The organism is Bacillus cereus group sp. BfR-BA-01347 (assembly GCF_022663835.1).
GTDB lineage: Bacteria > Bacillota > Bacilli > Bacillales > Bacillaceae_G > Bacillus_A > Bacillus_A thuringiensis_K.
This window is the reverse complement of sequence record NZ_JAKUGG010000016.1, coordinates 1-14568: the sequence shown is the minus strand read 5'-3', so window position 1 is coordinate 14568 and position 14568 is coordinate 1. Positions and strand designations below refer to the sequence as shown.

Here is a 14568-nt window from a genome sequence, read left to right as displayed (position 1 = left end):
TGAAAAAAGCTCATAGTCTTATAGAGGCGGTGAGCTTTCCTTAATAGTAACGGTACTAGTGTAACGATTTATCCCGCATTTAACGGGCAGTAAGACCCCCACCTCAAAATTCAGCGAAAGCAAAGAAGTAAGGTGGGGGATCAACTGCCCGTAAAAGCCCGATTGGTTCAACTAATAATCAGTGGGGGATGAACAAAACCCTCACTGATTAAAGTTTCACTTTATAAAATGTTTGAGTAGTAGAAGTAAACTGAGCAGCTTCTTCTAAAAAAGGATAATGATTACTCTCTTCAAGTGTCACAAAAATAGAATTACGTATGCCCTCATGCATATCGATAGAATACTGAATCGGGCACTGCACATCGTGTCTTCCGCATATAATAAGGGTCTTTGTTTGGATGGAAGGTAAATTCTTTCTTAAATCAAATGAAAGATATTCATTGGTGAAAGCATTCATACGGCTAGCGGACATAGTTTTTTGGATTGGTTTACAAAAATAAGAATTGTAGTTTTCCGGTTTATATAATGATAATTTTGTTCTCTTAGTAGATAGCTCTTTCCGTTCTTCACTTGTAAGGAGAGGGTTTTTTAAGTTTTCGATGAGTTTTTGCATATAATGAAACTGCGGATGTTCTGGATGATAAATGCAAAAGGGTGTTTCGGTGTAGTTGCTTGCTGCCGCTCCAACGAGTACTAATGATTGTAAGGAATTTGGATAGGTAATTGCATATAAAAGTCCAAGCATACCACCTGTTGAATGACCGGCGAAATGCCATGTTGGAAGTTGTAATGCTTCTCGTATGGCTTCTAAGTCGTGGATTGTTTCAATCATGCTTAATTCGTTTTCTGACTGGGCGGTTACAGAGCGACCAGTATCTCGTAAATTAATGAGAAATACACGATGCGTAGCAGTAAAAACATCCGCAAAGTAATCCCCAGTTTCATTAAATTGTGAATAGTGATGTGTAATACAAAGCGATTCGCCATTTCCTTGTGTAAAGAGTTCAAATGTACCGCGTTTCGTGTTGATTATTTGTTGTGTCCACATAATATCACGACCTTTTCTCATAAAAGTTGGGCCAGACTGTTATAAAATGAAAATATATCAGCGATTATTAGAATATATCGGCGCAACTCGGAATATATCAGCGATTATCAAAATATATCGGCGTAACTCGGAATATATCAGCGATTATTAACATATATCGACTTACCGACAGAAAACGACAATAATAGCAAGCTTCAAATAAAAGGAGGCTATTCAAAAACGAGCCTCCTTTTCGTTTAGTATAAAGATTTTGTCATATTATTCCGAATAATTTCAAGGGATTTCGCTACAGTTAATGCGTTTTTTTCTTCAATTTCTGGTTTACGGGGGATAGGTTTATACATGTTGTCTGGATCTTCCCATGTGAGGGGAAGTTCTGTTTCTGCTTGTTCTTTCCAAGCTTCAATCCATTCTGGAGGGAGATAACCTGAGATGTTTTGGATGTTGTTCATTTCGAGCCAAATGAGTGCCCAAGCTCTTGGAACGACGCGCCAGTGATCGTAGCCACCGCCGCCGACAGCAATCCAGCGACCGTCGCAATATTCGTTAGCGATTTCGCGAGCGAGCTTCGGTATTTCGCGGTAAATATTCATCGTCGCACAAAGATGTGTAAGTGGGTCATAATAATGTGCGTCAGCACCATTTTGCGTTAAAATAATATCCGGTTTAAAGTACGCTGCAACTTCTTTTACAACAGTTCGATATGATTCTAAGAATGATTCATCTTCTGTAAAAGCATCGAGTGGAACGTTAAAAGAATAACTATAACCATTACCTTGTCCACGTTCGTTTACAGCGCCAGTTCCAGGGAATAAATAGCGACCAGTTTCATGCAGTGAAATGGTGCATACGTTAGGGTCATCATAAAACGACCACTGTACGCCATCACCGTGATGAGCATCTGTATCAATATATAAGACGCGTAAACCGTATTTCTTCTGAATATACTTCATTGCTATGGAGCTATCGTTATAAATACAAAAGCCAGATGCTTTACCACGGAAGCCATGATGTAAGCCGCCTCCTAAGTTAAGCGCGTGTTTTACTTTCCCGGAAAGAACAGCATCGACAGCTGTTAACGTACCACCAACGAGCAATGCGCTTGCTTCGTGCATATTTGGGAACATCGGTGTATCTTCTGTTCCGAGTCCATATGTCATCGCAATTGATTTTTCTAACTTTCCTTCTCCAGCACGTTTTACCGCATTTATGTACTTCTCTGTATGAACGTAGGCAATCTCTTCATCTGTAGCCATCCGTGGTGAGATGATTTGAGAGGGAGAGATGAAACCGCCCTTTTGTAATAAATCATACGTAAGTGTGACGCGCAGTTGGTTAAAAGGATGATCAGGGCTAAATGAATAGCCCAGAAAATCATCCGAATAAATAAACGCGCTACTCATGCTTGCATCCCCATGATGTTTGGCCATAATACGCGGTAGCCTTCTGCTTCAAGTGCATCAATCACTTTTAGAGGATTCATTGTTTGAATGCGGAAAACGAGTACTTTATCATTCTCATCTTTTGCTGGGTAGACGAGAACGCTCACGATATTTATTTGTAAATCACTAAAAATAGCAACGACTTTTCCAAGAATACCAGGTTCATTTTTTACTTGAATTTCAATTTGCGAACTTGGTTGATGTGCTCCTGTTAATTTTACTAACGTGTGCAGTACTGTAGATTCAGAAATAATTCCAACTAACTTCCCAGCCTTTGTAACAGGAAGACAGCCAATTTTATTTTCAAAAAATAAAGTAGCAATTTCCTCAACGAAATCGAGAGGATGGCAAGTCATAACAGGATGTTTCATAATAAGTTCGAGCGGTTGCTGTAGCATATCGAGTGAAACTTGTTCATCTAGAATAGACGGACTTGCATCTCTTACATCCCGATCAGAAATAATGCCTACGACGTGATTATTTTGATCGACAATTGGAATGTGCCGAATGCCTTTCGTGCGTATCGTTCGGATTGCTGTTTCGATTGTATCGTTTGGATGTAATGTAACTACATTTTGATTCATAATTTCTTCTACAATCATTCCAGTTGCCCCCTTTATTAATACATAAAACGATTGTGAAAACGTAGACGATCAAAAGCTTGAATAGAATCCGTATCAACGCGTTTACCGATGCGGACCATTAAACAGTTGGCAGGATGTGAACAAATTTCAGGATCGTCTGTAGCCATCCATTGTAACCCGCCAGCATTCATCATCTTCTCCATTACTTTTCGGTATTCCCACACATTCAATCCTGTTTGTTTCAAATCCCAGTGCCAATAATATTCAGTCGTCAATATAATGTAATCTTCCATATAATCGTCCATCATAGAAACCTCTAGTAAGTTCTTTCCGACAGAACTCCCGCGGAAGGCTGGGACTACTTCAATTGCCCCAAGCTCAATTAAGTTTTCCATTTTTCCTTCTGACCATCGTTCAAGTGGATCAGGATACAAGTATGTAACATATCCAACAATTGTTTGGTCATGTCTAGCAATAATGAGACGAGCTTCTGGTAATTTAGAAATTTCGACAATTGCTTTATATTGTTGCTCGGCAGGACGAAACGCAATTAAGTCTGGATGAAACTCATACATTTCTAAGTTATGTGTAGAGACAGGACCTTCAATAATTAAAGTGCCTTTCGCTGTTTTTAAGTTTCTAGCATTATATATTTTTTTATGAATCAATGTATTGCTCACCACCTTGAGGGTTTGTGAATCTATTAATATCGTACTTTATAATATATGCGATGTGAATCGAAATTTGTCATTAAAAATTTGTCTAAAAATCAACAAATATACTGAAAATTTTAAATAATGTCATTATAATAGATAATAGAATACATAGGAGGGGGATGTAAAGTATGAAAGTAGAAACGCTTCCTGTCATTAAAGGAGAAAATAATTTGCCGAATTATGATGAGGCATACGCGAATTTTAACTGGGAAGAGGTTAATAAAAACTTTACTTGGAATGAAACAGGCCGAGTAAATATGGCGTATGAGGCAATTGATAAGCATGCGAAATCCGATCGAAAGAATAAAGTAGCTCTTTATTATCAAGATGGATCGCGAAAAGAGAAATATACATTTAAGGAAATGAAGGATTTTTCTAATAAAGCAGGAAACGTCCTTAAGAATTATGGCGATGTAGAAAAAGGCGATCGCGTTTTTATTTTTATGCCACGTTCTCCAGAGTTATATTTCGCACTTTTAGGTGCAGTGAAATTAGGAGCAATTGTTGGACCGCTATTTGAAGCATTTATGGAAGGCGCAGTTCGCGATCGCTTAGAAGATAGCGAAGCAAAGGTGTTAATTACAACGCCTGAATTGTTAGAGCGCGTACCATTAAATGATTTACCGGCTTTAAAAACAGTTTTCCTTGTTGGAGATAATGTAGAAGAAGGCGGTAAAACGGTAGCGTTCAATCCTTTATTTGAACAAGCTTCAAAAGAATTACATATTGAATGGTTAGGCCGTGAAGACGGCTTGATTCTACATTACACGTCTGGTTCTACTGGTAAGCCAAAAGGTGTGCTTCATGCGCAAAACGCAATGGTTCAGCACTATCAAACGGCGAAGTGGGTATTAGATTTAAAAGAAGACGATGTATATTGGTGTACTGCTGACCCGGGCTGGGTAACTGGAACAGCTTACGGTATTTTCGCACCGTGGTTAGTTGGAGCGTCAAACGTTATTTTAGGTGGACGCTTTAGTCCAGAAGCTTGGTATGAAGCACTGCAAGATTACGGTGTGACGGTTTGGTACAGCGCACCAACAGCATTCCGTATGTTAATGGGAGCTGGACAAGACGCAATTAAAAAATATGACTTATCACAAGTTCGTCACGTATTAAGCGTTGGTGAGCCGTTAAATCCAGAAGTAATTCGCTGGGGTATGAACGCATTTGGACTTCGTATTCATGATACGTGGTGGATGACAGAAACAGGTGGACAAGTTATTTGTAACTACCCTTGTATGGAAATCCGTCCAGGTTCAATGGGTAAACCAATTCCAGGTGTGAAAGCAGCGATTGTTGATAATGAAGGAAATGAAGTGCCTCCTTACACAATGGGTAACTTAGCAATTGCGAAAGGTTGGCCATCTATGATGCGCGGGATCTGGAATAACCAGCAAAAATATGAATCTTATTTCATGCCGGGAGATTGGTACGTATCAGGCGACTCTGCCTATATGGATGAAGATGGATACTTCTGGTTCCAAGGACGTATTGACGATGTAATTATGACGTCAGGTGAGCGCGTTGGTCCGTTTGAAGTAGAAAGTAAATTAATCGAGCATGCTGCTGTTGCAGAAGCCGGTGTAATTGGTATTCCTGATCCGGTGCGCGGCGAAATTATTAAAGCATTTATCGCACTTCGAGCAGGATACGAACCATCTGATGAATTAAAAGAAGAAATTCGTCAATTTGTAAAGAAAGGCCTAGCAGCTCATGCAGCGCCGAGACAAATTGAATTTAGAGATAAATTACCGAAAACGAGAAGTGGTAAAATTATGCGCCGCGTATTAAAAGCGTGGGAGTTAAACTTACCAACAGGTGACTTATCAACGATGGAAGATTAAGAGAGAAAGGTCTGAACGAAAAATGTTCAGGCCTTTCTTTTTTATGATATCATGAACTTATATATATAAGTTAAAGGGGATAGTATGATGAAAACAGAAAAGGAAAAGATGATACTAGGAGAAATGTACATACCGGCTGATCCAGTTTTAGTACAAGAAAGAGAGCAAGCACGTATATTAACGAGAAAATTAAATGATACGCCAGAAGAGCAATTGAAAGAGCGTAGCGAAATCGTAAAAGAATTATTCGGAACGACAGGAGATAATATTCATCTTGAATCTTCTTTTAGATGTGATTACGGCTATAACATTCATGTCGGTGAAAATTTTTACGCGAACTTTGACTGTACGATTTTAGACGTATGCCCGGTAACAATCGGAGTGAACTGTATGTTAGCTCCAGGTGTTCACATTTATACAGCAACGCACCCACTTGATCCGGTAGAGCGTATAAGCGGATCAGAATACGGAAAACCAGTTACAATTGGCGATAACGTATGGATTGGCGGAAGAGCAATTATTAATCCAGGTGTAACAATTGGAGACAATGCGGTGATCGCATCTGGTGCTGTCGTAACGAAAGATGTGCCTAATAATGTAGTAGTTGGCGGGAATCCTGCAAAGATTATAAAAAAACTAAAATAATATTTGAACGAAGTGCCTTCCTCGTCTGTATACATTTATGAAAGAATAGATGAGGGAGGCTTTTATATGTCTAATAAATTACTTCTTACTTTTGCTGTAATTGGAATTATAGTTGTATTTTCTTGTGGTCTTTTCTTACCGATACCAATTGGATATAGAGTATCAATGCTTACAGCTGGAGTTATAATGGGTGTTATGTTTTCAATCATTATTCCATTTGATAGAAAACATATAGTACGGAAAAATGGATATAAAATTGATTTTACAAAAACAAAAGTGTATTTTCGCTGGAATGTATTTGACACTATTTCTATCTGCCTTGCGTTGTATGCATGCATATGTGTGCAAGCGTTAAATACTTTAGTTACAATGGGATTTACGATTCAAAACCCATATGTGCAATTTTTTACAAATCAATCACAATTGTGGATTTTTATTGCGATTGCATATTTAATTTCCCGTATTTCATTAACGTTAAAAGGAATAAAGGAGATCAAAAATCATGGCGCAGATTGGGATTGAGGAGGAGCTCATGCTTGCGTATCAAAGTGGAGATAAACAAGCAGGAGAAAGACTATATGTTTTAATCAAACCAGCGCTATACACATTTTTATATCGATTTAACCGAGATGAACAATTAAGTATCGATCTTGTGCAAGATACGTTTTTGACGCTAGAGCGTAAGAAACATATGTATGAACTTGAAAAAGGTAAAATAAAAACGTATTTATTTCAAATTGGTTATCGTCTTATGATTAATAAATTAAATAGGAGAAAAAAGTGGCGTACGCTTTTGCCATTTTTAGTGCCGATTCCGGAAAAAGAATTTTCTCACGAAGATCGGCTCACAGTAAGAGAAGCAATTTTGAAAGTTCCAGAAGAGCAAAGAGCGGTCCTAATCCTTTCTTATTATCATGACATGCAGCAAAAAGAAATTGCAGAGATATTAAACATTCCGATTGGAACGGTGAAATCGAGACTTCATAACGGGATAAAGAAATTGAAACAATTGCTGGAGGTGGACGAAATTGAGCGAAAATCCCTTTAAGAGTGAATATAAGTTAAAGCAACATTTAGATAGTGATCATGTAGAAATACCAAACTTTCCAAAAACGGTAAGTCGATTCGATCGATTAATCGGGTTTCTTGGTTCCCCAGCGAAAGATCCTGTGGAGGCGACCATTGGGAATGATTTATCGATTGTGTTTCATGTATCATTATTAGTTGGGGTTCCAATTCTTTCTCTTATTACGATACTCTTTATGGTGTTGTAAAGGATTGACAAGAAGGGAAACCTGACCTCTATTTGACACGCCTATATAAATGATGGTATAAAGAAAAGTATATGAATAATTGAGCGTGGAAAGGGAGAAGTAGTGATCATTTCCCTGTTTTAGAGAGCTGATGGCCGGTGAAAATCAGCACATAGATGATCGCGAATTACGCCCCTAGAGCATCTTTTTTCGATTGAATTGTATTCAAAAGGGAAAAGACGGTGCTAAGCCGTTATGTAAATAAGGTGGTAGGCTTTTTTTTGCCTGCAACTAGGGTGGTAACGCGATAATCAAAATCGTCCCTTATTTGAAGGGGCGATTTTTTTATGTTTTCAACTTTCACGCCAGTAATGAACTTAAAGGAGAGTATGTAGGATATGGGTATTTTACAAGATCTTGAATTTCGCGGTCTAATTAATCAGCAAACAGATGCTGAGGGCCTTGAGCAATTATTAGAAAAAGAAAGCGTTAAATTATACTGTGGTTTCGACCCGACAGCGGATAGCTTACACATCGGTCATATGTTACCAGTATTAATGTTACGTCGTTTCCAATTAGCTGGTCATCAACCAATCGCACTTGTTGGCGGTGGTACTGGTATGATCGGTGACCCAAGTGGTAAAAAAGCAGAGCGTACATTAAATACGAAAGATACAGTTGCTTACTATACAGAAAGCATCAAAAACCAACTTTCAAACTTCTTAGAGTTTGAAAACGTGGACAATCCAGCAACGATGGCTAACAACTACGACTGGCTTGGTAGCTTAGATGTCATTTCATTCTTACGCGATATCGGTAAAAACTTCGGTTTAAACTATATGTTAGCAAAAGATACAGTAGCATCTCGTTTAGAAACTGGTATTTCATTCACTGAGTTTAGTTACATGATTTTACAATCATACGACTTCTTAAACTTATACCAACAACATAATTGCCGTCTGCAAATCGGTGGTAGTGACCAATGGGGTAACATTACAGCTGGTCTTGAATTAATCCGTAAATCAGAAGAAGATGCGAAAGCATTCGGTTTAACAATTCCACTAGTTACTAAATCTGACGGTACGAAGTTTGGTAAAACAGAAGGCGGCGCAATCTGGTTAGACCCAGAGAAAACAACTCCTTACGAGTTCTACCAATTCTGGATTAACACAGATGACCGCGACGTTGTTAAATACTTAAAATACTTCACATTCTTATCTCATGAAGAAATTCTTGAGCTTGAAAAGCAAGTAGCTGAAGCGCCAGAAAAACGTGCAGCACAAAAAGCATTAGGTGCAGAAATGACAAAACTTGTTCACGGCGAAGAAGCATTAGAGCAAGCGATTAAAATTTCAGCTGCATTATTCAGCGGTTCTGTAGCAGAACTAACTGCAAGCGAAATCGAACAAGGATTCAAAGACGTACCATCTGTAGAACGTACTGCAGAAGATACAGTATTAATCGACTTACTTGTAGAAAGCAAAATCTCTCCATCAAAACGTCAAGCACGTGAAGATGTAACGAACGGCGCAATCTACGTAAACGGTGAGCGTACACAAGCATTAGACTACGTTGTAACAGAAAACGACCGCATCGAAGGTAAATTCACAATCATTCGCCGCGGTAAGAAGAAATATTTCTTAATTCGTTACTAATAAATAAAAGCTTTGAGGAAATTCCTCAAAGCTTTTTTGTTTTAATCTCCTTTTCGAGTTCATACGGAAATCACATGTAAGCGGTATGATAAACGTATAACAATTAGAAAGGAGTGGTAAAACGAAATGTCACTAGAAGCATTGATTATTTTTTCTTTGCTAAACGCGGGTCAACTTGCAGAGAATTCGAAGGTTGATATACATAAAGAGCAGAAAGATGCTTATGTATATGTTCAAAAAGAGGAAAATAAATAACTTTAATATATATAAATAAAAGCTACTCGAAGTAACTGTTTTGGTGTCTTCGGTAGCTTTTTAAATTATGAATAAATAGGAATTAATTCTCGCTTAAAATCTTCGTACATTTCAAAGGCAATTTTCATGATTTCTTTGAGTTCATCGTAACTATGGAAACATGGACGAAGTATTTTTTCTGTATCATTTGATAATATTGTTACAAACATAGCCCATGGATCTCCAGCTCTTATTTCACCATTATGTCGTGCAGACCAAATAAACTCAACAAGTCCATGTTTTAAACTAATATTAAATCTAAAAGTATAGATGTTTTTATTCTTGACCTCTCCAACAATAAAAAAGTTTTCTTTTTTCATAAAACGAGCTTTATAGCCAAGAGACTCAAATACTGCAATTACTTTTTCGTTTTCATAGTTTTCAAATGTATTTTCTCTATCTGGAAATTGTTTTGATAATGCTTTATATCTCTTAATAAAATCAATTTTTGTAAGGCAGGCTTGTATTTCAGGTTGTAATGAATACGCCAATAATTACTCCTCCCTAATTTTTAATATTAGATCAAATAAAACAGTATACATGTTAGATACATGAAGAAATCCGGCTCTTGTGAGTCGGATTTTCTTTTTATATATATAAGATAAGATTGCCTTTCTTATATATAAAATTATGAATAGATAGGAATTAATTCTTGTTTAAAATCTTCATACATACCTAAAGCAATTTTTAAAATTTTTTCTAAGCTGTCATAATCGCTAAATAGTACGGGCTTAATTCTAGTATCTGGAGAAATTAAAAGTCTTGAATATAGACTCCATGGACTACCTAATCTTAGTTCATCATTATGATAAACTACCCAAGTAAAATCCAGAACGTTTACTTTAATACCAATATGAAAATAAAATAAATTTTCTTTTTTATCACCTAGTTCTCCAACTTTTAAAAACTTTTCTTTTTTATCATAAACTGATTTATAACCTAGCTTTTCAAGTATTTGTTGAATTTCTTCAATATTGGGATTAGGAATGATTTCTTCGGCATCATAATTTTCTCTCGAAAAAGAAGAAAGTTCTGTGTATCTATTAACAAAGTCAATTTTTTTAAGTGCTGTTTCTATTTCAGGTTTTAATTTTAAGTTCATAATTAATTCTCCTAAAACCTTAAGTCTGTCCTTGTTTTTTAGTCATTACTTCATGTATTTTTAAGGTGAAATTATGAATAAATAGGAATTAATTCTCGCTTGAAATCTTCGTACATTTCAAAGGCAATTTTCATGATTTCTTTGAGTTCATCGTAACTGTGGAAGCATACTGCCGGCAATCTTTCAGAACCATTGGATAATACTTTTACAAACATATCCCATGAATTCCCAACTCTAACTTCACCATTATACCTTGCAGACCAAATGAACTCAACAAGCCCATATTTTAAGCTGATATTGAATCTGAAAGTATAGAAATCCTTGTTCTTTACTTCACCAACAATAAAAAAGTTTTCCTTTTTCATAAAACGAGCTTTATAACCAAGGGATTCAAATATTTCAATAGCTTTTTCGTTTTCATAGTTTTCAAACGAACTTTCACTATTTGATGAAAAATTTTCAGATAGCTCTCTATATCTCGTTAAAAAATCAATTTTCTCAAATACTTCTTGTATTTCAGGTTTCAATGCATATGCCATTTTTTATTCCTCCCTAAATCTAATATTAATGTCATATTTGTTTTTCGCCAATTTTATATATTCATCTATTTTTTTGAAATTTTTATTAGATGCTGGAATCTCTAATATTTGTTTTCCTTGTAGTTCAGTGCCGTCTATTTCGTCGTATTTATTTGAACGAATTTTAGTGCCAACTGCATACTTAGTTTTCATTTCTTTCAAATGTTTTTCAAAAGTTTTAATATCGATATCCTCTAAATCTGTTGCTTTTCTAGAAATTATTTCTCTTTCAAATGGGTCATATGAATCTAATCTTTTACCATTACTTAAATGGACCTCATTATTTGGATACCATCTATTTTTTTCTGCAGTTTTATTAAACTTATTTCCTCTTGCCATAGGTGAATCTTTTGTCCAATAATCACTTGCTTCTTTCCAGTTCAATCTATCTTTAGGTATTTTACCGTCTTTTGCTTTTCTAACGCAATATTCCGCATATTTTAATTCTAAATCAGATTCGACAAACTTACCATCTTTTAAAAGATTTTTAGAGGAACCTCCAGAAGAAGACTGAAACCTTTGCAAAGTATCAATACTATTTTGAACGGTATTATACCATACAAATGTACCATGTGTAGCAACACCTGCTCCAGCGGTTGTAAGAGCTAAATCAGCTGGGATAACAATTGGTGATGCTGCCCCGAAAGTTACTCCTTCTAACAATACGGTTCCAACATTTGATCCTGTTACAATAGCTATACCGCCCAAAATTTCAAAAATAGATCCTACCCCTGATACAAAATTACCCACAAGATTTCCGGCTTGAAAGGTTGTTTTGTTTTCTAATTCATTGCCCATTGGTAATTCTGCGCCTGTAAAATTTTCAGCGGCTGAATTACAAATTCCTTGGAAGAATTCCCAAGCGCCAATAGCTGTTTTTTCGTACCACGGTCTATTAGCTTCTTGTTCCTGCAAAGCCATTTTTTCTTCAATTTCTTTTTTTATTTCGGCTTCTTGAACTCTTTCCTCTGCAATTTTTTGAATAGAGGTTATCCATTCCATATTCAACCCTTGTGTACTAAATGTACCACTGGCGGGACTAAAACCTTTTCCGCTTTGTACTTCCGCCAAACCTGTCGCAATGCTAGCGGCTAGTTGGAGTGCAGTATCATAATTATTACTAGAAGTATAATTAAATTCATATAGATGTTCTAATTTTTCTTGCAGTTTTTGCCTCATGACAGTAAAAAGATTTACCATAGCGTCCATACCTGGGATCGACATAGTTTGGTTGAGCGCTTCTGTACTTGCTATCATTCGATCGATTTCTCGAATTTGTTCTATTATCTCCTGTTCGATAACATCTGTAGAAGCTACCTGTGATTGAAAGTCTCTTGGAAAGGCATCATTTTGAAGGATTAATTCTTCGCATAAGTAAATGATTCCTTGTGCTAACGGACGAAAGGTTTGTAAGAAATATGCTTTTGCACTGCTATATGTTTGCCCTTGTAGAACAGTATCCAATGCAAAAGCGTCAATAGAATGAATAATTTGTTCCATACCTTGAATAGTAGCGTTACATAAAGAGTTCATACTTTCTGTTTGAGCTTGTACTTCACCGAGATACATATTTAAAGACATGAACTTTCCCTCCCCTTACAAGAAAATAATACCAATTTAAGGAAGGGGTTGTAAATCGAATATTCTAATAATTTGACAGTTAAAGAGATACTTGTTCATTAAGTTTTTTTAATCTTATTCAGATGCTCGGGTGATGAAGAGGTTTTTAAGTTGAATGTGAATAGAAAAAGGGAAGGTATAGATTATGTACAAATAAATACGTTGTAAAAATAATGTTAAGAAAAGGAGAGTACAGCAAAGAAAAATGAGTTATGGGGTAGAATGTAGTGTTTTTAAGTGTTAGAAGAAGGTAAACTGGCTAAATTCAGAAATGATAATTCTAATGTTGTATTAGCATTGAAAAGAAATACTAACATTAGAACAAATAGGACAGTATAAAATGAATTAGATAATGAAGAAAGCCGCTCGTTTTGAAGTGCACCCCAAATTTTTTAATGTGTCTAACATTTTGGGTGCACTTCATTTTTTCGGGGCGGCTTATTCTTTACATGTTTTAGTTTTCTTCTTTTTTGTAATTTAATGCAATCTCTACTATTTCTTCCGGTGTTAAATCCCTAAAATCCCAAAAGATTATATCACTTGGAGCGGGATGAGGTACACCGCTATTATTAAATTGGTTTACGTATTCATTAAGTTCTTCTTCAGGTAATTTAGGATTACAAATCTTTGTTACAAGTTCAATAAGTTCTTCTTTTGTCATTTTGAGTGTCATACTAACCATCCTTTCATAATCATTAACCTTTTTTACCGAAATGATATGAACGATCTAAAACATTTTGATGCATTTTAGGAGAAACAATTATTAAGTTATCGAGATTGTACACATCTCCACCCTGGTGAATTGGTTGTTTATGGTGCAAAATATATTGATTGTGCTGACCATACTTCTCAGATAATGGAGCGAATGGAGCTTTACCCTCTTTCATAAGGTTTATATTTCTTTGGTTAAATTCTGCCGCATAGTCTGAATCAGCAACTGTTTTCCAAAACTCTTTTCTAAAATCATCAAAAGAGTTGAAATTTTTTCCAATTAGCTTATTTCGAATTTCTTGTGGAATAACACCAATTGAACCTTTATTATACATTAGTTTCTTTTGAGTCCCTAAACTTCGTTCAAGATTAAAACTTGAAGTTACTGTTCCTGGAGAATTTCTTTTTTGTGCACTTGAAATCGTAGTCTTTGCAAAATTATAGTAGGCTTGATTCAATTCGCTTTGAGGTATCTTGGTTATGATAGTTCCAACAGAGAAAGCATAAGAAACATCTTTCTTAAAAGATTGTAAAATCTCAGATGCGTGCTTCATTTCTTTTATTAGTGTTACTCCTTTTGTTAATGTAACTTGCTCCACTTGATGCTTTTACTCCTTTTATAACAAGTCCTGCTCTACCTAATCCCTTGTCGGCGATTAGACCAATACCTATTTGGGTTAATGCATAAGTAATCCATTGCGTACGGCTCTCTGCATCTCCATTTATCATATCTCGTTTCACGGTACTTGAAAATGTATGCCACATATTTTTCGCCGTTTCATCCAAATGTAAAATCGCATATGTAACATTAATAAAAGTTTCTATATCCATATTCCTTATATTCATATTACTTAAAGTTTCCATGGACTTAATTGCATCTTCAACAGCTTTCCCTGTTCCGATTACAGTACCATTCCATATCTTTTTTACTGTTTCGAACATTTTAACTACACTGTCTACCTTATTGAAGTGAACCCGAATAGTGGTACATGAAAAAAACACCTCCTGAATTCGCATACTAAGTATGCAAATTCATTGGAGGTGTTTTTCGTTTGAAGACAAGAGTTCATTAC

General features: G+C 36.0%; 16 protein-coding genes, 1 pseudogene and 1 other annotated feature. Of the genes and pseudogenes, 7 read left to right on the top strand and 10 right to left on the bottom strand.

The features are described from left to right. Positions 1-208 precede the first annotated feature (208 nt). The 4 genes from MR143_RS21410 to acuA form a co-directional block, all read right to left on the bottom strand. Positions 209-1069, bottom strand: a complete 861-nt coding sequence (locus tag MR143_RS21410; RefSeq protein ID WP_202822305.1) for an alpha/beta fold hydrolase — start codon at positions 1067-1069, stop codon at positions 209-211. Between the two features lie 215 nt (positions 1070-1284). After that, positions 1285-2451, bottom strand: a complete 1167-nt coding sequence (gene acuC, locus MR143_RS21405) for an acetoin utilization protein AcuC (protein ID WP_242280959.1) — start codon at positions 2449-2451, stop codon at positions 1285-1287. Then, complete coding sequence (locus tag MR143_RS21400; RefSeq protein ID WP_000634583.1) at positions 2448-3092, bottom strand: acetoin utilization AcuB family protein; 645 nt, start codon at positions 3090-3092, stop codon at positions 2448-2450. Before MR143_RS21400 ends, acuC begins: the two co-directional genes overlap by 4 nt. A gap of 17 nt (positions 3093-3109) precedes the next feature. Further along, positions 3110-3742, bottom strand: a complete 633-nt coding sequence (gene acuA / locus MR143_RS21395; protein ID WP_000581388.1) for an acetoin utilization protein acetyltransferase AcuA — start codon at positions 3740-3742, stop codon at positions 3110-3112. Between the two features lie 176 nt (positions 3743-3918). On the opposite strand from acuA, the gene acsA reads away from it, so the two are divergent. The 7 genes from acsA to MR143_RS21360 all read left to right on the top strand — a co-directional run bounded on the left by acsA (position 3919) and on the right by MR143_RS21360 (position 9445). Continuing rightward, positions 3919-5637: an acetate--CoA ligase gene (acsA, locus tag MR143_RS21390; protein ID WP_000862049.1), complete on the top strand. Its 1719-nt coding sequence runs from the start codon at positions 3919-3921 to the stop codon at positions 5635-5637. Positions 5638-5721: 84 nt separating this feature from the next. Continuing rightward, a complete protein-coding gene (locus MR143_RS21385; protein WP_002026426.1) occupies positions 5722-6282 on the top strand; it encodes a maltose acetyltransferase domain-containing protein in 561 nt (186 codons plus the stop codon). 66 nt (positions 6283-6348) lie between these two features. Next, positions 6349-6804, top strand: coding sequence for a hypothetical protein (locus MR143_RS21380; RefSeq protein ID WP_000066457.1), 456 nt, complete (start codon positions 6349-6351; stop codon positions 6802-6804). Further along, a complete protein-coding gene (locus MR143_RS21375) occupies positions 6785-7330 on the top strand; it encodes an RNA polymerase sigma factor (protein WP_000057201.1) in 546 nt (181 codons plus the stop codon). Before MR143_RS21380 ends, MR143_RS21375 begins: the two co-directional genes overlap by 20 nt. Then, positions 7311-7556 carry a hypothetical protein gene (locus MR143_RS21370; RefSeq protein ID WP_001293792.1) on the top strand — a complete coding sequence of 82 codons (246 nt, stop codon included), beginning with the start codon at positions 7311-7313 and terminating at the stop codon, positions 7554-7556. The genes MR143_RS21375 and MR143_RS21370 overlap by 20 nt, the downstream gene beginning before the upstream one ends. 77 nt (positions 7557-7633) lie before the next feature. After that, positions 7634-7863 (top strand) — a binding site (T-box leader). Positions 7864-7933: 70 nt separating this feature from the next. Beyond that, the gene (gene tyrS / locus MR143_RS21365; protein WP_000512086.1) at positions 7934-9190 is read left to right on the top strand and encodes a tyrosine--tRNA ligase; all 1257 of its coding nucleotides are present in this window, start codon (positions 7934-7936) and stop codon (positions 9188-9190) included. Positions 9191-9316: 126 nt separating this feature from the next. After that, the gene (locus tag MR143_RS21360) at positions 9317-9445 is read left to right on the top strand and encodes a hypothetical protein (RefSeq protein ID WP_000050940.1); all 129 of its coding nucleotides are present in this window, start codon (positions 9317-9319) and stop codon (positions 9443-9445) included. A gap of 65 nt (positions 9446-9510) precedes the next feature. Here the strand turns inward: MR143_RS21360 and MR143_RS21355 are convergent, their stop codons facing one another. The 6 genes and pseudogenes from MR143_RS21355 to MR143_RS21330 all read right to left on the bottom strand — a co-directional run. Then, positions 9511-9975: a hypothetical protein gene (locus MR143_RS21355; RefSeq protein WP_000331800.1), complete on the bottom strand. Its 465-nt coding sequence runs from the start codon at positions 9973-9975 to the stop codon at positions 9511-9513. A 137-nt stretch (positions 9976-10112) separates the two neighbouring features. Then, on the bottom strand, positions 10113-10586 hold the full coding sequence (locus MR143_RS21350) for a hypothetical protein (RefSeq protein ID WP_001049760.1): 474 nt from the start codon (positions 10584-10586) through the stop codon (positions 10113-10115). A 71-nt stretch (positions 10587-10657) separates the two neighbouring features. Beyond that, positions 10658-11125 carry a hypothetical protein gene (locus tag MR143_RS21345; protein ID WP_000312675.1) on the bottom strand — a complete coding sequence of 156 codons (468 nt, stop codon included), beginning with the start codon at positions 11123-11125 and terminating at the stop codon, positions 10658-10660. Positions 11126-11128: 3 nt separating this feature from the next. After that, a complete protein-coding gene (locus MR143_RS21340) occupies positions 11129-12745 on the bottom strand; it encodes a T7SS effector LXG polymorphic toxin (RefSeq protein ID WP_000056036.1) in 1617 nt (538 codons plus the stop codon). A 493-nt stretch (positions 12746-13238) separates the two neighbouring features. Continuing rightward, on the bottom strand, positions 13239-13457 hold the full coding sequence (locus tag MR143_RS21335; protein ID WP_000172896.1) for a bacteriocin immunity protein: 219 nt from the start codon (positions 13455-13457) through the stop codon (positions 13239-13241). A 22-nt stretch (positions 13458-13479) separates the two neighbouring features. After that, a pseudogene (locus MR143_RS21330) lies at positions 13480-14461 on the bottom strand (T7SS effector LXG polymorphic toxin); the annotation flags it as partial. Between the last annotated feature and the right edge of the window lie 107 nt (positions 14462-14568).

Excerpts from the sequence above, each read along its gene's own strand:
- MR143_RS21385 (WP_002026426.1), top strand. The coding sequence starts at position 5,722 with ATGATGAAAACAGAAAAGGAAAAGATGATACTAGGAGAAATGTACATA.
- MR143_RS21350 (WP_001049760.1), bottom strand. The coding sequence starts at position 10,586 with ATGAACTTAAAATTAAAACCTGAAATAGAAACAGCACTTAAAAAAATT.
- MR143_RS21400 (WP_000634583.1), bottom strand. The coding sequence starts at position 3,092 with ATGATTGTAGAAGAAATTATGAATCAAAATGTAGTTACATTACATCCA.
- MR143_RS21335 (WP_000172896.1), bottom strand. The coding sequence starts at position 13,457 with ATGACACTCAAAATGACAAAAGAAGAACTTATTGAACTTGTAACAAAG.
- MR143_RS21380 (WP_000066457.1), top strand. The coding sequence starts at position 6,349 with ATGTCTAATAAATTACTTCTTACTTTTGCTGTAATTGGAATTATAGTT.
- tyrS (WP_000512086.1), top strand. The coding sequence starts at position 7,934 with ATGGGTATTTTACAAGATCTTGAATTTCGCGGTCTAATTAATCAGCAA.
- MR143_RS21375 (WP_000057201.1), top strand. The coding sequence starts at position 6,785 with ATGGCGCAGATTGGGATTGAGGAGGAGCTCATGCTTGCGTATCAAAGT.
- MR143_RS21345 (WP_000312675.1), bottom strand. The coding sequence starts at position 11,125 with ATGGCATATGCATTGAAACCTGAAATACAAGAAGTATTTGAGAAAATT.
- MR143_RS21410 (WP_202822305.1), bottom strand. The coding sequence starts at position 1,069 with ATGAGAAAAGGTCGTGATATTATGTGGACACAACAAATAATCAACACG.
- MR143_RS21340 (WP_000056036.1), bottom strand. The coding sequence starts at position 12,745 with ATGTCTTTAAATATGTATCTCGGTGAAGTACAAGCTCAAACAGAAAGT.
- acuC (WP_242280959.1), bottom strand. The coding sequence starts at position 2,451 with ATGAGTAGCGCGTTTATTTATTCGGATGATTTTCTGGGCTATTCATTT.
- acsA (WP_000862049.1), top strand. The coding sequence starts at position 3,919 with ATGAAAGTAGAAACGCTTCCTGTCATTAAAGGAGAAAATAATTTGCCG.
- MR143_RS21360 (WP_000050940.1), top strand. The coding sequence starts at position 9,317 with ATGTCACTAGAAGCATTGATTATTTTTTCTTTGCTAAACGCGGGTCAA.